This is a genomic window from Hymenobacter sp., from assembly GCF_036387835.1.
Taxonomy (GTDB): Bacteria; Bacteroidota; Bacteroidia; order Cytophagales; family Hymenobacteraceae; genus Hymenobacter.
Genome location: NZ_DASVSY010000095.1, coordinates 1 through 21,806 on the forward strand (window position 1 = coordinate 1; position 21,806 = coordinate 21,806).

The window sequence follows — 21,806 nt, forward strand, 5'->3', positions numbered from 1 at the left end:
CCCCCCCCCCCACTTCACAACTTCACCACTTCCTTCGGCATGTTCGTGTAAACGCGAGTGGGATGAACAGCATCGGCGGAGAGCAGGGACGGGGGCGTGACGCCGGCAAACTCTTTACAGTCGCGGACGAGGTGCTTATAGTCAGAGTAGCCGGTGAGCAGGGCCACGCTGAGCCAGTCGAGGTCGGGGTGGTGGTCTTTCAGGCGAAAGGCCCGGCTAAATCTCCCGATGCGAGCGAACAGTTTAGGACCAATGCCGAGCCGCTCGTAGCAGTTACGCTCGAACTGGCGGGCACTCAGGCAGGCGGCGTCGGCCAGCCAGTCGAGCGAGGGGACAACGCCAGCTTGCAGCAGCGGCAGCACCTTATCAATGGGCCGGGGCGCCACTCGAATCCGTCGGGCTTGTTGCAGCACAAAGCTTTCAACTAAGGCTATCATCTGGTTGTAGGGCAGTGTGGGGTCGGTTAGCTGTTCGCTTATCTGGCGCACCCCGGAGCCGAGCAGCAAATCACTTTCTACCGGGTAGTCGAGCAATTCAGCCATGGGCGTGCCGAGCAGCCGGTGCAGCCCACCGGGCCGAAACGCGACGCAGATAACCAGGTGGTCGGTGGAAAAGCGCAAATCGACCCGCGAAACTTGGGGGCCCACCACAATGCTGCGCGGCGACAGTTGGTCGCGCTCCAACCGGTAGTTGTAGTTCCAGACTTCGCCGCGCGGGTAGAAATATAAGCACTGCTCTGGCGCGGGCGGAAACGGCTTTACCACGCCCACGGCTCCTCCCTCCCCGGCGTACGGTACGTGGGCGAGCATGTAGTGCAACACCAAAGATTGCAGTTCTGCAGTGGGCTGATAGAATTTTGCAAACATGCGTTCCAGCCTGATTTCATGGAAGATACGCACAAATAGGGTTCCTTTCTAACTGCCCAGCCGTTTGCGAACCAGCGTTTGCGGCCCTACTTTCACCTGTTTGCCTGTTGCATACCCTTCCTCGTTCTTATTTGTATGACCATCCGCGAAGCCACTCCCCAAGACCTCGACGAGTTGTACCGGCTGTGGTGCGAGCTGATGGAAATACACCAGGCCTACCATCCGGTCTTTGGCTACCACCGGGCCGCCAAGGTGGAATTGCGGCGCCTCCTGCGCGATAGGCTTTACGAATCGTACACCCGCATTTTCGTAGTGGAAAAGCCGGGCGGCCTAGCCGGCCTGTTGGTAGCCACCTACCAGGTTGGGAGCCGGGGCATGCACTTTCACCGCCGCGGCTATATCGCCGAAACCATTGTGGAGGAAGCGCACCGTCGGCAAGGAATGGGCCGGGCCTTATTTACTTCTGCCAAAGCCTGGCTTGCCATTCAGGGGGCCGACCACCTTGAGTTGCAAGTAGCCATAGCCAACCCGGCGGCACAGCAATTTTGGGCAGCGCAAGGCTTCACCGTCACCACGCAGCACATGATGCTGCCCATAGTGGAGTTGTAGATAAGAAAGCCTGCAAGCGTGAAGTAATACGCCCTAGTTCAGCTACCGCCAAACTGAACGATAGAGTATTCCGTTAGAGAAGCTGCCCCATAGCGCTTTGCCTCCTCGACTGACTATTCTACGCATGCTTCTCGCAGCCCCCATCGAACCCTTCGACTGGAACCGCTTCTTTTTGTCGGATAATGCGCCGCCCCTCTTTCTGTTGGAAGTGGCGCTGCGCTGCTTGCTCACCTACTTGCTGGTATTAGGCGCGTTGCGCGTGACCGGGCGGCGCGGCGTGCGGCAACTTTCCATCTTCGAGCTGAGCATCATTCTGGCCCTAGGCTCAGCCGCCGGCGACGCCATGTTCTACCACGACGTGCCCATGCTGCACGTGTTGGTAGTGTTTGTAATGGTGACGACTTTGTATTCCATTTTCAACTGGCTCACCGAAAAATATCCTGGCTTCAGTGACTGGCTGGAAGGCGCCCCTGTGCTGCTGGTGGAAAACGGCGAGATTAACCTAGCCAATTTCAACAAGCAAAAGCTTACGCAAAAAGAGTTGTTTGGCGAGTTACGGCAGCAGCAGGTGGAACATCTCGGCCAGGTATGCCGAGTCTACATCGAGGCCACTGGCAATTTCAGTGCTTTCTTCTTTGAAGACGGCGAAGTTCGGCCAGGCTTGCCTATTTGGCCTGAGGGGTTGATGCAACCGCCCCGCCAAATTGAAAAAGCAGGCTCGCACGCATGCGCCTTATGTGGCCACGTGCAAGAGCTACCACACGGCATCACGCAATGCACTGTATGCCAGAACGATACATGGCTTCGGGCATGTACCGCCAAACGAATAGCGTAGTATTCAGTTAGCTACACTTGCTCGGCAGGCCGAGCAGCAGCGGCTAATTGCTTGACCAGCCACCGTACCACATCGGCGTCTACCTGGTCGCGGCATTCGTCCAGCCCATGCCGGCAACCAGGGTACAGCAAGATTTCCTTGGGCTCCTGCGCCCGCTCGTAGATGTTTCGGGAACAGGCATCCGATAAGATTTCGTCGGCGGTGCCGTGCAGCACCAGCAAAGGCCGGGGGCTGACACGCGGGGCCAGATCGGTGCCGTAGGTTTGGCTGCTCATGGCTACTACCGCTACCACTTCGTCGCTGAGCGCCCCGGCACTCACCACCACCGCCCCGCCAAACGAGTGGCCGACCAGCGCCACGGCTCCGTAGCCGCGTTGCCGCACCAGATACTGTACTCCGAGCAAGGTATCAACCACGCAGTCTTCGAGGTAGTTGGGCTTGCGGTAGTGCAGGCGCAACGAGGCAATACCTTGCGCAGCCAATTGGCCGGCCAATCGGGGGTACATGCCCCAAGCCGGCCCATCAAGGCCGCCGCCCGAACCTCCGACCCACACTACGGCCGCCGCGCCTGCGGAAGCAGGATGCAAACGGGCCTCTATCAGGCCCGCATTGGTTTGCATGGCTAGCGCCTCTACGCCGTGCTCATCTGTACTCTCAACCGCTACTGACTTCAACACAAACTCCTTCTTCTGCCGCCGTGCCATACTTGTGTAGTTGATTTTATCACCTGCATGGGTGTACTGATACAACTTGAAATTGATGCTGTGGAGGTTGGGGCCGGATGGGTGACAGTGGGGTAACCTTCCATTTTGAAAGCTATACGTTTGCACTAGTTGCGGGGCCAAAAGATGTAACGCGGAGTGCCACTTCACGACACGCTGCACGAAATCTACCGGGCTACCCGGGCAGGCTCCGCAATGCGTCGCGAAGTAAAAATTGGCGCTACATCTTCATTTCATCTTCCTCATGCTCTCCTTGCTCCACGTCCATCACATTGCCATCATCTGCCGGGATTACGCTGTATCCAAACGGTTTTACACCGAAGTTCTCGGCCTGGAAATTGTCCGGGAAGTGCACCGAGCGGAGCGGCAGTCGTGGAAGCTGGACCTGGCCTTGCAAGGGCAATACGTCATCGAGCTGTTCTCCTTCCCCGAGCCTCCACCCCGCCCGAGCCACCCCGAAGCCGCCGGTTTGCGCCACCTGGCTTTCGCCGTAGCCGACCTGGATGCTACCGTGCGCGGGCTAAATGCGCACAATGTCGCCTCGGAACCCATTCGGGTTGATGAGTTTACTGGCCGGCGCTTCACATTCATTCAGGACCCCAACGGGCTGCCGCTGGAATTTTATGAGGTGTAGTTGGACTTAGATTCGGTAGGCTAAGCCGAGCCGGAAAACCTGCGAATACACTTCGTTTGTGCCACCCACGTAGCCGCCGTAGTAGTCAGTCAGCCCCCTAGAATAGCCTAACGACAAACCAATATGCTTGTAGTACGTCGTCAGGTTTAGCCGAACCCGCACATCAGTATCAGGGTGAGAACGGTCTAGATCAGTAATGTAAGTCTGCCCCTGAGCAGTTGCCTTACCCTCTTCGTGGCTGCGGCGCAACAGCCCAAGCTCCGGGCCGGCAGTCAGGTCAATATCAACAGTTGCCAGCGCAAACCGATGGCCAAAGAACGGGTGAATGTTGATGAACTGATTGGTGAGCGAGGTATGACCTGTTGTTTGAACATTAAAGCCACGTGCTGAAACGCTGGCAATGGACACACGGCTCCGTAGTACTTCGTAGCCGGCCTGTACGCCTAGCAGGCTGTTTTTGCGGGTTACACGCTGTACTTGGCCGGCTACGCCATAGGAAAATCCAAGCCGCTTGCCGTACGGGTTGTTGGTATAGTCAGCAATATTCGTATCGGATAAGTTGATGGACGAAGTAGATTTCGCAGAAGCCCCCCGATACGCAGCGCCCCCCGAACTGAGGTGAGCGGAATATTCTGTTTTCTGGCCGTAGGAAGTATGGGCGACGAGGATACTGAAGGCAATAAGAGTAGCGTATTTCATGCTAATGAAGAATGAATGTTGAATAGGCTTGATGGATAGAAAGGCAGGCGTGACTCTCCTTCCAGCGAAGAAGATACCCATTGCTCTGAAATGGTTGCAGGTGGCTGTAACCGGGTTTTGCACGTTTTTTCTGCTATGAACCGGCATTCCGTTTTACCTTGCCTCCACTATGCCCGCACCACAGCCGCCGCTTCCTTACCTCATCATCGACTTCGACAGTACGTTCACGCAGGTAGAAGGCCTCGATGAGCTAGCCGACATTGCCTTGGAAGGCCATCCCGACCGAGAGAAAGTAGTTGGCGCCATCCGCGCCCTCACCGATCGGGGCATGAGCGGAGAGCTGAATTTTTCGGAGTCGCTGAAGCAGCGCTTGGCTTTACTACCGGCACATAGGCGGCATCTGGCGCCGCTGGTGGAGCGGCTCAAAGGCAAAGTATCGGAGAGCATCGTGCGCAACCGGGGGTTCTTCGAGCAGTTCCGGGGGCGGGTGTACATCGTGAGCAGCGGCTTTCGGGAGTTCATTGAGCCGGTGGTAGCCGAGTATGGTATTGCCTCCGATTTCGTGCTGGCCAACACGTTCACCTACGCCGCCGACGGGAGCATCAACGGTTTCGACACCAACAATATCCTGAGCCGCGACGGGGGCAAAATCGAACAGCTCCGCCAACTCGACTTGGCCGGCGACGTGTACGTGCTCGGCGACGGCTACACCGACTACCAAATCCGGGAAGCCGGCCTCGCCAACCGCTTCTACGCCTTCACCGAAAACGTGACCCGCGACGCCGTGGTGGCCCGCGCCGATGAAGTATTGCCTTCCTTCGACGAATTTCTTTATCAGAACAAGCTTCCGATGACCCTCTCGTACCCCAAAAACCGCATCAAGGTGCTGCTGCTCGAAAACCCCGACGTGCGCGCCGCCGAACTGTTTCGCCAGGAAGGCTACCAAGTAGAAACCATTCCCGGTGGCCTCGATGAAGACGAGTTGGTACAGCACATCGAAGGCGTCAGCATCCTCGGCATCCGCAGCAAAACCAACGTAACGCCCCGCGTCCTGGAAGCCGCCAACCGCCTGATTGCGGTAGGTGCGTTCTGCATCGGCACCAACCAGATTGACTTGGCCGGCTGCATGAAAAAAGGCGTGGCCGTGTTCAACGCCCCGTTCAGCAACACCCGCTCGGTAGTGGAATTGGCGCTCGGCGAAATCATTATGCTGGCCCGCCGCATCCCCGACAAAAACCCCAAGATGCACCGCGGCGAGTGGGATAAGTCGGCCAAGGGCTCGTTTGAAATACGGGGCAAGAAGCTCGGCATCGTGGGCTACGGCAACATTGGCAGTCAGCTTTCGGTGGTGGCCGAAGCCGTGGGCATGCAGGTGCTGTATTACGATGTGGCCGAAAAGCTGCAACTCGGCAACGCCGTGAAGTGCCGCACCCTGGAAGAGCTGCTGCGCCAGGCCGACGTAGTGACGCTGCACGTAGACGGCCGCCCCTCAAACACCAATATCATCGGGGCAGCCGAGCTGGCCATGATGAAGCCCGGCGCGCTCCTGCTCAACAACAGCCGCGGCCACATCGTGGACCTGGCCGCCCTGGCCGACGTGCTCCGCTCTGGCCACCTCGGCGGTGCCGCCGTGGACGTGTTTCCGTACGAGCCCAAAACCAACCAGGAAAGCTTCGAAAGCGAGCTGCGCGGCTTGCCGAACGTGCTCCTCACGCCCCACATCGGCGGCAGCACGGCCGAGGCGCAGCGCAACATTGCCGAGTTTGTGCCGGAGCGCATCATGCAGTACATCAACACTGGCAACACGCAGCAAAGCGTTAATTTCCCCAATATCCAGTTGCCGGAGCAGCAGGCGCACCGCCTCATCCACATTCACGCCAACGTGCCCGGCGTGCTGGCCCGCATCAACAACGTGCTGGCCGCGCACCACGTCAACATTCTCGGCCAGTACCTTAAAACCAACGAGCACATCGGCTACGTGATAACCGACATCGACAAGCAGTACGAGCAGGAAGTAATCGGTGAGCTGCGCAAAGTAGAGCACACCATCAAGTTCCGGGTGCTGTATTGATTTGTCTTTCAAATGGTTGCTTATGCAAGGACGCTTGATTATCTTCCTTCATAATCGACTCCTATGAAAACGTATCTGCTTGGCTTGTTGCTTTTCCTAGGGCTGCCCGCAAGCGCCCAGGACTCTGAATCCTTCACGCTGAAAGGCACAATTGGCAAACTGAATCCGCCAGCCAGAATATACCTGTTGCAGAATGGCCGGTTCGATGACTTTGCCACTCTACACAATGGCTCTTTCGAGTTAAGGGGTACTGTAGATGCACCCAAGCAGACAATGCTGGTGCTGGTACACAGTGGGACGTTGAACGACGCTTTTGGTAGCTCTAGAGTAGACCGCACATTCTTCTTCCTGGAAAAAGGCACTACCGTATTTGTTAGCACTGATTCCCTGCAAAACGCCAAGATTACGGGGTCTAAGCTAACCGCAGAAAACGAAAAGTTGCAGGCATCACTACGGCCAATAGACAGTAAAATGAATACTCTGATGGCACAATATCCGGCGACGCCGGAGCAGCAGTCACCGGAACTTATGAAGCGCTTGGAAGCACAGAAAGCGGCCATCACACAAGAGCGTAATCAGCAACTGAAGGCTTATATTAAAGCTCATCCCAACTCGTACGTAAGTCTAAACTTGTTGCAACAAGTAGGCGGGTATATTCCGCAGTACGCGGACATAGCGCCGCTCTACAATGCCTTAGCCCCCACCATCCGGAACAGCCCAGATGGTCGCGCATATGGAGCACGGCTTCAAGTTGTTAAGGCGGCGGTTGTTGGCAAACAGCTTCCCGATGACCAAGCAGTGAAGCTAGCCGTCGAGAAGTACGGAGAAGCACAGGGCAAGATTCTTAGTGAAAAACTTGACCAGCAGCAGAAGGAGCGTAACCAGCGGCGGGCAGCGTATATCAAAGCTAACCCCAACTCCTATGAGAGTTTGGCATTCTTGAAGGAGATGGCTGGCACCATACCAAATTATGCCGAAGTGCTGCCGCTTTACAATGCGCTGGCACCCGCGATAAAAAATACCGCAGAAGGCAAAGCATACGGCGAGATGCTGGAGAATATCAAAGCTGTTTCGGCTGGGGCAGAAGCTCCTAATTTCACTCAGAAGACGCCTGATGGGCAGGACGTGTCATTGGCCGATTACCGCGGCAAGTACGTGTTGGTGGAGTTTTGGGCTTCCTGGTGCGGCCCCTGCCGGGCAGAAAGCCCCAACATGACCAAAGTCTACAACGAATACAAAAACCGCAACTTCGACATTATAGGGGTGTCAATCGACGATGAAAAAGGCCGCGAAAAGTGGCTGAGAGCCATCAAAGACGACCAGCTGGCTTGGACGCAAGTCTCGGACTTGAAAGGCCGGGATAATGAGGTTGCTGTGCGCTACCATGTGCAAGCTGTTCCGCAGAATTTTCTGGTCGACCCCAACGGTAAGATTGTGGCTACTAACCTGCGCGGTGACGACCTAAAGGCGACCTTGGCACGGTATATCAAATAGTTGTTGAGGCAGGCCAACAACGAGCACCTCGGCTACGAAGTAACCGACAATGACGAGCAGGAGGTAATCAGCGAGTTGCGCAAAGTGGAGCACACCATCAAGCTCCGGCTGCTGTACTGATTTGCTACCTGGATAGATAGCTTGCCTGTCTCACCCGTCAGCGAAACAGTACGTGCGGCTTTTTACGGTCCCAACAAGCAACGCTTCCATTCGGTAGCGTTGCTTGTTGGGACTTTCGCTTTCAGTTAGAATTGCTTTCCCTTTCCTGCTTTCAGAATGATAAACGGCAGCGGCCAAGCCGTTGAAATCACCTTTTATCGGCTTTCCAGCAAGGCATTATACTGTTGCACCAGCTCGATATACAAGCCATAGACGTAGAGCAGCTTGTCTTTGCAGTCCTGCAGCGTATCCAACTGGTAGGCTACAATGGGTTCTGCTACCAGGGCTGTTGGGGCGCTTAACTCCTTGAAATCCGCCGTGAAATCATAGTGGATGATTTGCCCGACGCGCTTCACGAAGTCGAAGTTCAGGGTGGGGTCATCGAAGCGCCGATACAGGGTGGGGCGGCTGATGCCCAAGGCCCGGTGCAGCTGGCTAAGCTTCACCCCACTTTTACGCACGGCGGCGGCCACAATTTCCCCGCGGTGTTGGCTGGCCATATTTGCTTGGAATAGAATGAGACAAAAATGGCAAGATTGTGTCCGCAGTTTCTTCCCATATCTTTGCCTTTTTCGTTACATAAATCAGCTATTATGCTTCTATTATGTAACGATAGTTTATCATCTCATTTTCCTGATGGAAGGTACCAGTCTCGATATTACCACCGCTAACATCGCCCAACTACAGCAGGTATTCCCCGACGTAGTAAGTGAGGGAAAAATAGATTTTCAGCGCCTGCGGGCCGCGCTTGAGGCTGCCGACGCCCTAACGGCCACTGGCCCCGAACACTACGAGCTACGATGGGCCGGCAAAGACGCGGCCCGCCGCGAAGTGCAGCGCCAAACCACGGCCACGCTCCTGCCCGACCCTGCCCGCAGCGTAGATTTCGACACCACGAGTAACGTGTTCATCGAAGGTGAAAACCTGGAAGTGCTGCGCGTATTGCAGCGCGGCTACTTCGGCAAGGTGAAGATGATTTACATCGACCCGCCCTATAACACGGGCAACGATTCCTTCGTGTACCCGGACGACTATTCGGAGCGCCGCGAAGACTACGAAAAACGCACCGGCCAGCGCGACGAAAACGGCTTCCTCAACAAGCAGGACCTGTGGAAGAAAAACACCCGCGAAAGTGGCCAGTACCATTCGGCCTGGCTTTCCATGATGTGGCCCCGGCTTTACCTCAGCCGCAACTTGCTCCGCGAAGACGGAGTGATTTTCGTTTCCATCGACGACAATGAGGTACACAACCTGCGCCTGCTGATGAACGAGGTATTTGGAGAGGAAAACTTCGTGGGTCAGATTGTATGGCAACGCTCTAAAAAAGGTGATGCCAAGCTGATTGCATCCGTGCATGAGTACATCCTGTGCTACACCCGTGACAAGTTAGCCACGCTGGCAAAGGGTATCTGGCGGCAAAAGAAGAAAGGGGCAGAAGCGGTACTGGCGAAGTATGCCGAGTTCAGGAAACTTCTGGCCAACGAACACGCTCAGGTCAGGGAAGCTATGCAGGCTTGGTTTCGCGGTTTATCTGATGGCGACGCGCGCAAAGCGCACAAGCACTACAACTGGTCGGATGACCGGGGGCTATACTTTGCCGCTGACTTCGCGGGACCTGACGATGGCCGGACTTCCCGCCCACAGCATGATATTTTCCATCCGGTAACCAAAGCGTCTTGTAAAAAGCCCTCAACCGGTTGGCGTTGGGATGCAACTAAAACCGATTGGGCCTTGGCGCAGCAGCCTGCCCGCATTCATTTTGGCCCCGACGAGAATACCATTCCCAACCGGAAGAGTTATCTGGAAGAAATCAGCAGCGAGCCTTACGCCTCCGTTTTCTACCGTGACGGACGCTCCGCTACCTTAGAGGTTGAAGGCTTGGTTGGCAAAGGCGTATTTCCTTTTCCCAAAAATACGGATGTATTGGCCGAGCTAATCGAGCTGGTTACCGGCCCGAACGACCTAGTGCTCGATTTCTTTGCCGGTTCGGGGTCCACGGCACAGGCCGTCATGAATCTGAACGAGCAGGATGGTGGCCATCGACAATTCATTGCTGTTCAGATGCCCGAGCCGATAGAACTCAACACTGAAGCCTATAAAGCCGGCTACCGCACCATTACAGATATCACCCACGCCCGTCTGCTACGAGTGGGCGAGAAGCTGCGGACGGCTCGGGCTGGCAAGCTGGCTTTAAACGGTGACCATGTTCCGGATACCGGCTTCCGCACCTACCGGCTCGATTACTCCAACTTCCGCGCCTGGCGGCCGGAGGTAGCTACCGCCCCGGACATGCTGGCGCAGCTGGAGCTGTTTCAGGAGCCCCTGCATACCTATGGCCCTACCGGTACGGGCGAGGCCATGCTCACCGAACTGCTCCTGAAAATGACGGGCGGCCCCGACCTGCTGCCCTTATCGGCCCCGGTAACGCGCCGCGAAATAGCGGGCCTGCCTGTTCACGACGTGGCAAACGGGTTGGCGTGGCTGGCCCTGGCGGGCATCAACCCCGGCGTAGTAGCCGCTGCCGTAGCGGCGCGGCCCCGGCGGCTGGTAGTGCCGGGCCGCTGCTTTGGCCCCGAAAACCCCGACGAGCAGGTGAGTAATGCCCGCCTGCAACTTGCTGATGCTGACATAACTCTCCAACTGATTTAATATCTACTGTCTACAGCCCGCCTACCTTTTAGCTTACTCATATGAAATTTCAATTCGATGCCGAGCAGGACTACCAGAAAGCGGCCGTGCAGGCGGTAGTAGCCGCGTTTGAAGGACAGCCACTGAGCAAGGCACCGCTGGAAGTATCGATGAGTGCGGCGGGTAGCGAGGGTTCCCTGGCTTTCACTGAAACCGGAATTGCCAACCAATTGGTACTAGCCAACGCGCAGCTGCTGGCCAACATCCGGCGTGGCCAAGTCCAGCGAGGCTTACCGCTCTCGGATGCGCTCATACCCTGCGAATTCCGGACCCCTGACGGCACGCCGGACCAGGAAAGTTTGCCGCTGAACCTGACCGTGGAAATGGAAACCGGTACTGGCAAAACCTACGTGTATCTGCGCACTATTTACGAGCTAAACCGCACCTACGGCTTCCGCAAATTCGTGATTGTGGTGCCGAGCGTAGCTATTCGGGAGGGCGTGTGGAAGTCGCTCCAGATTACGCACGACCATTTTCAGGCCCATTTCGGCTACCCGCCCGTGCAGTATGCCCTCTACGACAGCGGCAACCTGACGGCCTTGCGCAGCTTTGCCGTGAGCGACGCCCTACAGATTCTGGTTATCAACATCGACTCGTTTACCAAGGACACCAACATCATCAACAAAGCGCGCGAGACGGGAATCCGGCCCATCGAGTATATCCAACATGCCCGCCCGCTGGTGATAGTGGATGAGCCGCAAAACATGGAAACTGACGCCCGCAAAGCGGCCTTGGCCGACCTGCACCCGCTGGCTACCTTGCGCTATTCGGCCACGCACAAAAATCTATATAACCTAGTGTACTCCCTCAATCCGGTGCAAGCCTACGATTTGGGCTTAGTGAAGCAGATTGAAGTGGATGGTATTACGGCCGACGGCAATTACAACGCGGCTTTTGTACAGCTGAAAAAGGTGGAGAAGGCCAAGCAGACGCTCAAAGCCAAGCTTAGCATTTACAGCAATGAGCAAGGCGGCGTAAAGCGAAAAGACGTAACCGTGAGCTTAGGCAGTGATTTGTACCGCCTGAGCAAAGAGCGGGAAATTTACCGTACGGGCTTTATCGTGAACGAAATCGACCCCGATGAGCAAAGCGTAACCTTTTCGGGCAACCTACGCGTGACGGCCGGTGAGGAGGTTGGCGGCCTGACGCCGGCCGTGCTACGCTACCAGTTGGAGCGCACCGTTAAGTGGCACTTCGAGAAGCTGCGGAAGCTGAAGCCGCAAGGCATCAAGGTGTTATCATTAATCTTCGTTGATAAAGTGGCGAGCTACCGCCTCTATGATGGCGCCAGCAAGCAACCTCTACCGGGCCTATTCGCCGAATGGTTTGAAAAGATTTTCGCAGAATATGCTGCCAAAAAGGAATACGCGGGCTTGATTCCGTTTGCGGCGCACGCAGTACACGGTGGCTATTTCTCGCAGGATAAAGCTAATCCTGTCGGCAGAGATACCCGCGGCGACACAGCGCTAGATAAGGATACGTACTCACTCATCATGCGCGACAAAGAGCGGCTGCTGAGTCAGAACGAACCGTTGCAGTTTATTTTCTCACACTCGGCGTTGCGGGAGGGTTGGGACAACCCAAACGTGTTTCAAATCTGCACTCTCAACGAAACGCAGAGCGACGTAAAAAAGCGGCAGGAAATAGGGCGGGGCCTGCGCCTGCCCGTTGATGCCACCGGCCAGCGCGTGCAAGACAAAGCTCTGAACCTGCTGACGGTGATTGCCAACGAGAGCTACGAAGACTTCTCAACGGCTTTGCAGCGGGAGATTCAGGAAGAAACCGGGGTGGAGTTCACGGGCCGCACCCGTAATGCCCGCGACCGGCAGACCTTGCGGTTAGCCAAAGAGCTAACCGAGGAAAACTACCCCGCCTTTTTTGCTATCTGGAACCGCATCAAGCACCGAACCCGCTATCAGGTCGGCTTCAAGACGGCCGACCTGATAGCGGGTGCAGTGGCCGAGTTGCAAGACCCCCTCAAAACGCCGCCTACTACGCATCCGCAGGTTAGAGCCCGCAAAGCACGGTTGCAGTACGGGGAGGAGGGCATTACGGCCGTTCTCACGGCGCAGGCGCAGCAAACGGCCGCTACCAGTAGGTATCCGGTACCCGACGTGTACGGCTATCTGCAAAGCCGCGTAGATGTCACTCGTCCTACCATCTTCCAGATTATCAAGCAGTCAGGCCGCTACCAAGAGTTACTGATCAACCCTCAAATGTTCCTTGACAATGTGGTAGGCGCCATCCGTCGGACACTGAACCGCCTGCAAGTGGCAGGCATCAAGTACGAACAGATAGCCGGCGACGAGTACGAGATGCGCCTATTTGAAAACAATGAAATCGAACAGTATATCAGTCAGTTGCATACGGTGCAGCAACCCCACAAAACACTCTACAACTACGTGCCGGTAGACAGCCAAACAGAACGCGTGTTTGCTGCGGAATGTGAAGCCGATGAGCGAGTGGAGTTTTACTTCAAGCTACCCCGTGGCTTCCTTATCCCGACGCCCTTGGGCCAGTATCGCCCGGATTGGGCCATTGTACTTAAGAGCGACCAGCGCATCTATTTTGTGGTAGAAACCAAAGGCACGGCCGGCCAGGTCGAACCAATCGACCAGCAGGAACTCCGGGGCCGGGAAGAGCTAAAAATTAGCTGTGGAACTCAGCATTTTGCTCTGTTCAAGCCGCTAGGTGTTTCCTATCAGGTGCAAGCAAATCTAACCGATGTTCGGTAGCCGATACCGTCGAGCTACCGGATAGTTACGCTTGAAAGTTATTTGCCGAACCTTCTCTCATACTCGTAATCAGGGAAGGCGATGCGGCCTGATTGACGGACGGTTTCGATGTGAGGCTTTCACTTTTTCAGAGTTGGAGGCGTGGAAACTATCACCACCTACTATCACGTAATCAACGCTTTCCGCGTGGAATAGGCGTAGCAGATTTAAATACTCGTCTTCCATGGTGCAAAGCGGAGTCTTGAGGTGAATTGGCCGGATTGGCAGCATAAATGGCCCGCGCCTGCCGGTTAAGCTTGACGGCCAGCGCCAGCCGCTCAACCGGCGTCAGGCTCCAATAATAGCGGCGCTGCGCTTCCTCGGCTTCCTGTTTGTGGCGGGTTTTGATGACGGGCTGCATGGCGAATAGTTGACTGGAAATATACGGCATCCAAAGCCATTAGGTGCCGCTACAGCCGCTCCCGTACCTGCGTCAGCACCCGTTCCATCTCCTTGCGGACCTCAGTGGTTTCCACCACGTGGTTGTTATTCATAAAGCTGAAGGCCAGTAGTCGGCCCGAGCGGGTGCGCAGATAGCCAACTAGGTTGTGGTTGTTGGTGAGTGTTCCGGTCTTGCCCCACAGCCAGGGGCCGCGCGGGTCGCGGTACACCCGGCGCAGGGTGCCGTGGCCGCCACCGGCCGCCAGCAAGCTAAGCAGGCGCTTCTCGGGCACTTCCTGGTGCAGCTTCAGCAAGAGCGCCACCAGGGTACGTGGCGTGACGAGGTTGAGGCGCGACAGGCCGGAGCCATCCACCCAATGAGGCGCATCGGGGAAGTTGGTTAGAAACAACGTGCGCATAACGCGGATTGGCCGGGCGGTGCTGAGCGAGTCCTGCCCGAGGCGGCTGGAGCACATGAGCAGCAGCTGCTCGGCCAGGAAATTGTCGCTCACCTGGAGCATACGACGGTAAAGCGAATCGACGGGCAGGCCATGTAGCACCCTGATGCTGTCTTGCGGCCGCAAGTGGAACGGCGCGGGCAGTACGGGGCGGTGCAGGGTGTCTTGCAACAGCTGGCGCAGCAGGGCCGGACTGGTGCGGAAGGGCGTTTCATCCACCCAATTTTTAGTGATGGGAAAGAAGGCGAACCGGTTCTCCAGCTCCGGGCGGCGCACATGGTCGTCGGCGGGGTTGGGCGTACCGGCCAGGACGGGTTCAGTTAGCGCCCGGAAGAAGCGCGGATATATGCGGGGCCGGGGCTTACCAGCCGTGGCGTAAAAGCGCACGGTATGGCCGTAGATCGGGAAAGGCCCTCTTTCGGGTTGGAAATAGTAGTTGTAATCGTCCCACGTCCAGCCGGGGCCGTAGGCGGTAACGCTCGGAATTTCGGCATAGAACAGCTTTTCGGGGCGGGTGCGCAGGAAGTCCAGGGCCCGGCGGCTCGGTACGTCGCCGTGCAGCAAGGTCGGGTCGCCGGTGCCCCAAAAGACAAGGGAGTCGTGGCGCACCACGTAGCGCAGGCTAGGCAACGAATCGGTGAGCAGATGCAGGCCGGTGTAGAAACTGAACAGCTTCATGACGCTGGCCGGCGTAAAGTACTTGTCGGCGTTCAGCTCATAGACTTTCAGCCCGGTGGTAGCGTCGGTGATACAGACGCCCACGTTGTGCTGCCGCAACACCGGCGAGTCCTGCAGCAGTTGCGTTAGCCACACCGGATTGACGGTGTCGGTCGGCGGTGCGGTGGCTGGCACTTCTTCCTTCGCCCACGGAGGCAACGTTAATAAACACAAGGTGCCAACAGCCAAGGTGCGGCAAACCAGTTGAAAAAGCAGCATCAAGCAGAAGTAACAAACAGAAACTTTTGCAACATCAACAAAAGCGCTGCCCTTTTCAACTTCCGGTTGCATCTGTACCACGAAGCGGTGCTTCGTAACGAGCAAAGCAAGCAGTCCACGTACGGGCCAGATGGCGTGGTACGGCATACTCGTCTGTAGTTCGTAACGAAGCCCCGCTTCGTGGTAGCGCTCTGTCCTACAAGATCATGACAATTCCTGTCTCAGGCCCGCGCTACCGCAACCTCACCGGAAGCCATCAGTATGATAGGCTATACCGACCATCTAGCTTTTGCCTGTTATGTCTATCACCAACGACCTACTCAACACTGTGTTGCGCCACGCCAGCCAGGAAGTGTCACGTAAAGAATTTCTAAGTCTAGCCGGCCGCGGGCTGGCCGTGGGCGTCGCCGCCAGTACCCTCGCCAGTTGCCAATCCGATGGCGCTGGCAAGGCAATGGCTGCCGTTCCAACCACTGGCACTCCCGCCTCGGAGGTGGATGCCTCCACCATCTACACCTCGCCCGATGGGCAAAAAGTACCTTCGTCAGAAGCTGTATCGCCACCCGCCAAGGTGCCGAGCGCGCCCGATAAGCCCATCGAGCTAGAAGCCTGGAAATCCGACGTGGACCCGAAGTCGGGGCCCACTCCTACCCCCATGGCGCCCGACAAGCGCGTGGGCTATGCCCTAGTGGGCCTCGGACACCTTACGCTGGAAGAACTGCTGCCCGCTTTTGGGGAGTGCAAGAAGTCGAAGCTGGTGGCGCTGGTGAGCGGCTCGCCGGAGAAGCTCAAGAAAGTGGCCCAACAGTACGGCATCAAGCCCGAAAGCTGCTACAGCTACGCCAACTACGACAAGCTCAAAGACAACCCCGAGGTGCAGGTTATCTACATTGTGCTGCCCAACTCCATGCACGCCGAATACACCATTCGGGGGGCGCAAGCGGGCAAGCATATTCTGTGCGAAAAGCCCATGGCCAACTCCTCCGCCGAGTGCCAGCTGATGATCGACGCTTGCAAAAAGGCCAATAAGAAGCTAATGGTGGCTTATCGTATTCAATACGAGCCCTATAACCGCCTGGTGTGCGACATGATTCGCAGCAACAAATTCGGCAAGACCAAGTACATCCAAACCCAAAACAGCCAAAGTTCGGCCAACCCCAACCACTGGCGCCACAAGAAGGACCTGGCTGGCGGCGGCGCTTTACCCGACATTGGCCTCTACTGCTTGAATACCAGTCGTTTCCTGCTCGGCACCGAACCTACTGAGGTATTTGCTTACTCGTACAGCACGCCCGGCAATCCGCTGTTCAAGGAAATTGAGGAGCGGATGTCGTTCCAGCTACGCTTCCCCGGCGGCATCGTCGTGGACAGCATCACCGACTACAACACCCACGACTCGCGCTACTACCGGGTAAATTCCGAGCGTGGCTGGTTGCACCTCGACAACGCCTACGCTTATACCGGCCAGCGCCTGCAAACCTCGCACGCCGAGGGCCCAGCCAAAATGCAGAATCAAATTACCATCGAGTCTAAAAACCAGTTTGCCACCGAAATCGACCACTTCTCGGAGTGCGTTATGGACGACAAACCGCCGCATACCCCCGGCGAAGAAGGCCTGCAAGACCACCGCATTATGGAAGCCATCTACCAGTCAGCCCGCGAAGGCAAGCCGGTAAAACTAACCCCGGTAGAAGGCACCGATGTATTCAGAGGCCCCGAGCCCAAGCAGGCGTAAGAGGAGGAGTATAGGAAGTAGAGGGGAGTTAGGAGCTAAAAGCTAGCTTTCTAGCTCTCCTCCTTTTTTTAAGGAGGGGAGCTAAACCACTTCTAACTTCTAACTTCTAACTCCTAGCTCCTCACTCCTTCCCCTCGCGCGTAGCACAAAGTTTCGTGGGTTGCCCCGGATATATCCACTAACTTTGTTTCCCGTTATGCCAGACCGAACCCCTACCCCCACGGCTGCAACGGCCAAGTACATTTTCGTCACCGGTGGAGTGACCTCCTCGCTAGGTAAAGGCATTATTTCGGCCTCCCTAGCGAAGCTTCTGCAAGCCCGCGGCTTCCGCGTCACCATCCAGAAGTTCGACCCCTACATTAACATCGACCCCGGCACGCTCAACCCCTACGAGCACGGCGAATGTTATGTAACCGATGATGGGGCCGAAACCGACCTCGACCTTGGCCACTACGAGCGGTTCCTGAACGTGCCCACCTCGCAGGCCAACAACGTCACGACGGGTCGCATCTACAACCACGTTATCAGCAAGGAGCGCGAGGGCGCCTACCTCGGTAAAACCGTGCAAGTGGTGCCGCACATCACCGACGAAATCAAGCGGCGCATGCTGCTACTCGGCGAAGACGACCGGTTCGATGTGGTTATCACCGAAATCGGGGGCTGCATCGGCGACATCGAGAGTTTGCCGTTCGTGGAAGCCGTGCGCCAGCTGCGGTGGGAGTTGCCGCCCAACGACTCGCTGGTTATTCACCTCACGCTGCTGCCCTACCTGAAAGCGGCTGGCGAGCTGAAAACCAAACCCACCCAACACTCCGTGCGCGACCTGCGCGAAGCCGGCCTCCAGCCCGACATTCTGGTGTGCCGCTCCGAGTACCCGATTCCGGCCGAAATGCGCCGCAAGATTGCCCTGTTCTGCAACGTCAAAATCAATTCCGTCATCGAGAGTCTCGACGCCGACAGCATCTACTCGGTGCCGCTGCTCATGCTAAAGGAGCAACTCGACGAGCGGGTAATCAAGCGCCTCAAGCTCACCGGCGGCGCCCAACAGCCCGACCTGGAAGTATGGAAAGACTTTTTGGGCCGCCTCAAAAACCCGACCGAGGAAGTCACCATTGCGCTGGTCGGCAAGTACGTGGAGCTGCCCGACGCCTACAAATCCATCAACGAAGCTTTCGTGCACGCCGGCGCCCAAAACGAGTGCAAGGTGACCGTGCGCAGCATCCAATCTGATCACATCAACGAAGACAATATTGCGCAGTTGCTGCACGGCGTTGATGGCGTGCTGGTAGCACCGGGCTTCGGGGAGCGGGGTTTTGAGGGTAAAATTCTGGCCGTGAAACACGTGCGCGAAAACGGCATTCCGTTTTTTGGAATTTGCTTGGGTATGCAGGTGGCCGTAGTGGAATTTGCCCGCAATGTGCTCGGCCTGAAAGAGGCGTCTTCCACCGAAATGCACCCGCAAACGTCGGCGCCCGTCATTGCCATGATGGAGGAGCAGAAAAACATCACCCAAAAAGGCGGCACTATGCGCCTCGGAGCCTATGACTGCGAATTGCGCCGCGGCTCGAAAGCGGCCAAAGCCTACGGCCGCAACCACATCAGCGAGCGGCACCGCCACCGCTACGAGTTCAACAACGAATTCTTAAAGCAATTCGAGGACGCAGGTATGGTGCCTTCCGGTATCAACCCGGCTACCGGCCTGGTAGAAGTGGTCGAGCTGCCCAACCATCCGTGGTTTGTGGCCGGCCAGTTTCACCCCGAGCTGAAAAGCACCGTCCAGAATCCGCACCCGCTGTTCGTGCGCTTCGTGAAAGCCGCCATCCAGCACCGCAAAGTGTAGGTTAACTGGTTGCTGCTTGTTGGTTATTGATTGTTGATCATAGCAACGGCTTCAAGCGAGTATGCTTGAAGCCGTTGCTGCCAAAATGGCAACTTGGCCCCACCAGCAATCAACAATTAACAATCACCAATCAACTTATCAAATAATTCGCCTGACAAGTTCGACCTTTGCGGTAGCGTCGCCGGATTTTTGAAGGGGATGTTCGTACCTCACACTCTTTAGTGCCCTCATTTTTACCTGAATGGACAAAAATTCAGCAACCGGCCTGTTTCTGATTGCGGCCTTGCTTCTCGTCTACCTGTATTTCTTCAAGCCCGAACCGCCCAAGGAAACACCAGCCGACAAGCCTACTACCGCCGCCAGTGCAAAGCCAGGTTCCACTACTTCGGCTGCCCCCGCCGCCCCGCTCGATTCGGCGGCTGCGGCCCGCACGTTGGGCGCTTTTGCCGGCGCCGCTACGGGCTCGGCGCAGCAGGTGCAACTGCAAAACGATAACCTCTCTATTACTTTCTCTTCGAAAGGCGGTCGGCCCGAGGCAGTACGCCTCAACAAGTACAAGACTTTCTTCGGTAAGCCGCTAGACCTTTTTGATGCGCAGAGCGCTCAAATTGACACTCGTTTCCGCACCATAGGTGGCCAAACAGTTCGTTTGTCGGACTTGTACTTTCAGCCTGGAGCGCCGCAACCCGTAACCGAAGGCGACAAGAAAGGCCAGCGTCTCAGCTTCACGGCCAGCGTGGCCGGGGGCCAGATCGAGCAGGTGTACACCCTGTTCGACAACTCGTATGAAGTAGGCTACGATCTGCGCTTCACGGGCTTGCAGCAAGCCTTATCGCAGGAGCCGCTCACGTTCAGCTTCGTGGACCACGTGCGCCAGACCGAGCAGGACCTCAAGCAGAACCGCAACCACACCACCATCAACCACTACCTCGCCAACGACGACCACGGCTCTTTGGCCGAAGCGTCGGAGAAGCCCGAGGAAATAACCATCACGGAGCCGCTAAAATGGGCTGCTCATAAGCACGATTTCTTCGTGGCCGGCATCATCGCCAACAACCAGTTTCCGAATGGCAAGTTCGTATCGACGGTTGACGTAGCCGATAGCACGTTCATCAAGACGCTGAGCACCACGCTCACTATCCCGTCCGCCGATGCGCAGCAGGGCAAAGCCAGCTTCCGGTATTTCTTCGGCCCGAACTCGTTTAGCATGCTGAAGGCCGTGGCCCCTGGCTTCGACCGGAACGTGTACTTGGGTTGGGGCGTGTTTCGGTGGGTGAACCAGTTCGTGATTCTGCCGGTGTTCCACTTCTTCGAGCAGTTCATTTCCAACTACGGCATCATCATCGCCCTGCTGGTAATCTTGATTAAGCTCGTAACCTGGCCGCTGACCTACAAGACCTACGTTTCGCAGGCCCGCATGAAGGTGCTGAAGCCGGAAATCGACGCCATCAAGGAAAAAGCCGGCGACGACCAGATGAAAGCACAGCAGGAAACGATGAAGCTTTACTCCACGTTCGGGGTAAGCCCGCTGAGTGGCTGCGTACCCACGCTGCTCACCATCCCGATTCTGTTCGCCATGTTCCAGTTCTTCCCCAACGCCATTGAGCTGCGGCAAGAACCGTTTCTGTGGGCCAAGGACCTAAGCACCTACGATTCGCCGATTCTGCTTCCCTTCGCGGTGCCGTTCTTGGGTAGCCACATCAGCTTGTTCACGGTGCTCATGACCCTCTCGACGCTGGTAATGACCTGGCAGAGCAACCAAATGAACCCGGCCGCCATGCAGGGCCCCATGAAGTTCTACAGCTACCTGATGCCCGTAGTCTTCATGTTTGTGCTCAACAGCTTCGCCGCCGGCCTGACCTGGTACTACTTGGTTTCCAACGTTGTGACACTCGGCCAGCAGGCTCTCACCCGCCGCCTAGTCGACGACACCAAGATTCGGGCGCAGCTCGAAGCCAACAAAATCAAGAACAAGGACAAGAAGCCCGGCGGCTTCTCGGCCCGCCTGCAGGAAGCGATGCGCACCGCACAGGAGCGCGACACGCAACCCCGCAAGAGCGACGAAGGCACCTCCGCTTCGGTGGAGCCGAAGCCTAAGAAGCCAACTCGCCGCTCGTAGTGGTTGTAGCGCAGAAATTCGTTCCGCGACGAGCACAGCGAGTATCCGGTACCGCGCCAATTGGTCTTACCGCGTCGGAACTCGCTCTGCTCGTCGCGGAACAGAATTCTGCGCTACAAGTAGAACGCCAGTGAAAAGCCCTTCTGCCAATTGGCGGAAGGGCTTTTTGTTGAACTCCTAAATCCGGTCCGTTTTTTGAAACTTGTTTGGCACCTTTCTTTTCGTGTTTGCCATGCGTTTCCTGTCCTCCCTCCTGCTGATTATCTCCCTCACGGGCTGCACCTCGCAGGCGCAGCAAGCACCCAAGGCCGCCAAAGCTGCCAACAAGCAGAAGGCAAAAACCAGCACTGCGGGCACCACCAAACCCACAGCAGAGGCCACACCGATTATCGTCTTCCGCAAAACGCCGTGCTTTGGTTTCTGCCCCCACTATGAAGCCCGCATCTACGCCGACGGCCGCCTGAGCTACGAAGGGTTTGAGTACGCGCCCGTTGAGGGCAAGCGGGAAGTGAAGCTACCCGTGGCCACCGTCAATACCATTCTGGCGCAAGCAAAGAAGCTGCATTTCTTGGAAATGCCTGAGCGCTACACCCTCGGCACCGCCGACCTGCCCGGCACCAGCCTTACCATCAGCCCGGCTATTGGCCCCGCCAAGACCGTAACGGCCGAAGAAGGCATACCCGCCGACTTCAAAAACCTTCTCGACTACATCGAGAAGCAAATGAAAGACGCCTTGGGCGCCTCCACCGACCGCTAAGCCCACTATACTGCACGGGGCCTCAGTTA

General features: G+C 56.8%; 17 protein-coding genes. 11 read left to right on the forward strand and 6 right to left on the reverse strand.

Annotation, left to right across the window (positions count from 1 at the left end; translation table 11 throughout):
• Positions 1 to 14 precede the first annotated feature (14 nt).
• Entirely contained in the window at positions 15 to 866 is an 852-nt protein-coding gene (locus VF639_RS18255) for a helix-turn-helix domain-containing protein (RefSeq protein WP_331147372.1), read from the reverse strand.
• Between the two features lie 135 nt (positions 867 to 1,001).
• On the opposite strand from VF639_RS18255, the gene VF639_RS18260 reads away from it, so the two are divergent.
• Both VF639_RS18260 and VF639_RS18265 read left to right on the forward strand, forming a co-directional pair.
• Positions 1,002 to 1,475: a GNAT family N-acetyltransferase gene (locus VF639_RS18260; protein ID WP_331147373.1), complete on the forward strand. Its 474-nt coding sequence runs from the start codon at positions 1,002 to 1,004 to the stop codon at positions 1,473 to 1,475.
• Between the two features lie 124 nt (positions 1,476 to 1,599).
• On the forward strand, positions 1,600 to 2,310 hold the full coding sequence (locus tag VF639_RS18265; protein ID WP_331147374.1) for a DUF421 domain-containing protein: 711 nt from the start codon (positions 1,600 to 1,602) through the stop codon (positions 2,308 to 2,310).
• A gap of 11 nt (positions 2,311 to 2,321) precedes the next feature.
• Here VF639_RS18265 and VF639_RS18270 read toward each other — a convergent pair whose 3' ends face one another.
• Positions 2,322 to 3,014: an alpha/beta hydrolase gene (locus VF639_RS18270; protein ID WP_331147375.1), complete on the reverse strand. Its 693-nt coding sequence runs from the start codon at positions 3,012 to 3,014 to the stop codon at positions 2,322 to 2,324.
• Between the two features lie 262 nt (positions 3,015 to 3,276).
• On the opposite strand from VF639_RS18270, the gene gloA2 reads away from it, so the two are divergent.
• Positions 3,277 to 3,666 (forward strand): SMU1112c/YaeR family gloxylase I-like metalloprotein, encoded by a 390-nt coding sequence (gloA2, locus tag VF639_RS18275; protein WP_331147376.1) that lies wholly within the window; start codon positions 3,277 to 3,279, stop codon positions 3,664 to 3,666.
• 6 nt (positions 3,667 to 3,672) lie between these two features.
• Here the strand turns inward: gloA2 and VF639_RS18280 are convergent, their stop codons facing one another.
• Entirely contained in the window at positions 3,673 to 4,365 is a 693-nt protein-coding gene (locus VF639_RS18280) for an outer membrane beta-barrel protein (protein WP_331147377.1), read from the reverse strand.
• 169 nt (positions 4,366 to 4,534) lie between these two features.
• Between VF639_RS18280 and serA the strand changes: the two genes are divergently transcribed.
• On the forward strand, positions 4,535 to 6,436 hold the full coding sequence (gene serA, locus VF639_RS18285; RefSeq protein ID WP_331147378.1) for a phosphoglycerate dehydrogenase: 1,902 nt from the start codon (positions 4,535 to 4,537) through the stop codon (positions 6,434 to 6,436).
• A gap of 63 nt (positions 6,437 to 6,499) precedes the next feature.
• Positions 6,500 to 7,930, forward strand: a complete 1,431-nt coding sequence (locus VF639_RS18290; RefSeq protein WP_331147379.1) for a TlpA disulfide reductase family protein — start codon at positions 6,500 to 6,502, stop codon at positions 7,928 to 7,930.
• Between the two features lie 314 nt (positions 7,931 to 8,244).
• Here VF639_RS18290 and VF639_RS18295 read toward each other — a convergent pair whose 3' ends face one another.
• Positions 8,245 to 8,589 (reverse strand): hypothetical protein, encoded by a 345-nt coding sequence (locus VF639_RS18295; protein WP_331147380.1) that lies wholly within the window; start codon positions 8,587 to 8,589, stop codon positions 8,245 to 8,247.
• A gap of 136 nt (positions 8,590 to 8,725) precedes the next feature.
• Here VF639_RS18295 and VF639_RS18300 point away from each other — a divergent pair, with 136 nt between their 5' ends.
• On the forward strand, positions 8,726 to 10,738 hold the full coding sequence (locus VF639_RS18300) for a site-specific DNA-methyltransferase (protein WP_331147381.1): 2,013 nt from the start codon (positions 8,726 to 8,728) through the stop codon (positions 10,736 to 10,738).
• Positions 10,739 to 10,779: 41 nt separating this feature from the next.
• Positions 10,780 to 13,512, forward strand: a complete 2,733-nt coding sequence (locus VF639_RS18305) for a restriction endonuclease (RefSeq protein ID WP_331147382.1) — start codon at positions 10,780 to 10,782, stop codon at positions 13,510 to 13,512.
• A gap of 172 nt (positions 13,513 to 13,684) precedes the next feature.
• Here VF639_RS18305 and VF639_RS18310 read toward each other — a convergent pair whose 3' ends face one another.
• Together VF639_RS18310 and VF639_RS18315 are read right to left on the reverse strand one after the other, a co-directional pair.
• Entirely contained in the window at positions 13,685 to 13,942 is a 258-nt protein-coding gene (locus tag VF639_RS18310) for a hypothetical protein (RefSeq protein WP_331147383.1), read from the reverse strand.
• 19 nt (positions 13,943 to 13,961) lie between these two features.
• A complete protein-coding gene (locus tag VF639_RS18315) occupies positions 13,962 to 15,326 on the reverse strand; it encodes a D-alanyl-D-alanine carboxypeptidase/D-alanyl-D-alanine-endopeptidase (RefSeq protein WP_331147384.1) in 1,365 nt (454 codons plus the stop codon).
• 298 nt (positions 15,327 to 15,624) lie between these two features.
• Here VF639_RS18315 and VF639_RS18320 point away from each other — a divergent pair, with 298 nt between their 5' ends.
• From VF639_RS18320 to VF639_RS18335, 4 genes are all read left to right on the forward strand, one after another.
• The gene (locus VF639_RS18320) at positions 15,625 to 17,061 is read left to right on the forward strand and encodes a Gfo/Idh/MocA family protein (RefSeq protein WP_331147385.1); all 1,437 of its coding nucleotides are present in this window, start codon (positions 15,625 to 15,627) and stop codon (positions 17,059 to 17,061) included.
• Positions 17,062 to 17,257: 196 nt separating this feature from the next.
• The gene (locus VF639_RS18325; RefSeq protein WP_331147386.1) at positions 17,258 to 18,901 is read left to right on the forward strand and encodes a CTP synthase; all 1,644 of its coding nucleotides are present in this window, start codon (positions 17,258 to 17,260) and stop codon (positions 18,899 to 18,901) included.
• A gap of 241 nt (positions 18,902 to 19,142) precedes the next feature.
• Positions 19,143 to 21,020, forward strand: coding sequence for a membrane protein insertase YidC (gene yidC, locus VF639_RS18330; RefSeq protein ID WP_331147387.1), 1,878 nt, complete (start codon positions 19,143 to 19,145; stop codon positions 21,018 to 21,020).
• A 232-nt stretch (positions 21,021 to 21,252) separates the two neighbouring features.
• The gene (locus tag VF639_RS18335) at positions 21,253 to 21,777 is read left to right on the forward strand and encodes a DUF6438 domain-containing protein (protein ID WP_331147388.1); all 525 of its coding nucleotides are present in this window, start codon (positions 21,253 to 21,255) and stop codon (positions 21,775 to 21,777) included.
• Positions 21,778 to 21,806 lie beyond the last annotated feature (29 nt).

Coding starts and splice junctions, on each gene's coding strand:
- VF639_RS18320 (WP_331147385.1), top strand. CDS start 15,625: ATGTCTATCACCAACGACCTACTCAACACTGTGTTGCGCCACGCCAGC.
- VF639_RS18310 (WP_331147383.1), bottom strand. CDS start 13,942: ATGCCGTATATTTCCAGTCAACTATTCGCCATGCAGCCCGTCATCAAA.
- VF639_RS18265 (WP_331147374.1), top strand. CDS start 1,600: ATGCTTCTCGCAGCCCCCATCGAACCCTTCGACTGGAACCGCTTCTTT.
- VF639_RS18295 (WP_331147380.1), bottom strand. CDS start 8,589: ATGGCCAGCCAACACCGCGGGGAAATTGTGGCCGCCGCCGTGCGTAAA.
- VF639_RS18300 (WP_331147381.1), top strand. CDS start 8,726: ATGGAAGGTACCAGTCTCGATATTACCACCGCTAACATCGCCCAACTA.
- VF639_RS18305 (WP_331147382.1), top strand. CDS start 10,780: ATGAAATTTCAATTCGATGCCGAGCAGGACTACCAGAAAGCGGCCGTG.
- VF639_RS18270 (WP_331147375.1), bottom strand. CDS start 3,014: ATGGCACGGCGGCAGAAGAAGGAGTTTGTGTTGAAGTCAGTAGCGGTT.
- VF639_RS18255 (WP_331147372.1), bottom strand. CDS start 866: ATGTTTGCAAAATTCTATCAGCCCACTGCAGAACTGCAATCTTTGGTG.
- VF639_RS18290 (WP_331147379.1), top strand. CDS start 6,500: ATGAAAACGTATCTGCTTGGCTTGTTGCTTTTCCTAGGGCTGCCCGCA.
- VF639_RS18260 (WP_331147373.1), top strand. CDS start 1,002: ATGACCATCCGCGAAGCCACTCCCCAAGACCTCGACGAGTTGTACCGG.
- VF639_RS18325 (WP_331147386.1), top strand. CDS start 17,258: ATGCCAGACCGAACCCCTACCCCCACGGCTGCAACGGCCAAGTACATT.
- serA (WP_331147378.1), top strand. CDS start 4,535: ATGCCCGCACCACAGCCGCCGCTTCCTTACCTCATCATCGACTTCGAC.
- VF639_RS18280 (WP_331147377.1), bottom strand. CDS start 4,365: ATGAAATACGCTACTCTTATTGCCTTCAGTATCCTCGTCGCCCATACT.
- VF639_RS18335 (WP_331147388.1), top strand. CDS start 21,253: ATGCGTTTCCTGTCCTCCCTCCTGCTGATTATCTCCCTCACGGGCTGC.
- gloA2 (WP_331147376.1), top strand. CDS start 3,277: ATGCTCTCCTTGCTCCACGTCCATCACATTGCCATCATCTGCCGGGAT.
- VF639_RS18315 (WP_331147384.1), bottom strand. CDS start 15,326: ATGCTGCTTTTTCAACTGGTTTGCCGCACCTTGGCTGTTGGCACCTTG.
- yidC (WP_331147387.1), top strand. CDS start 19,143: ATGGACAAAAATTCAGCAACCGGCCTGTTTCTGATTGCGGCCTTGCTT.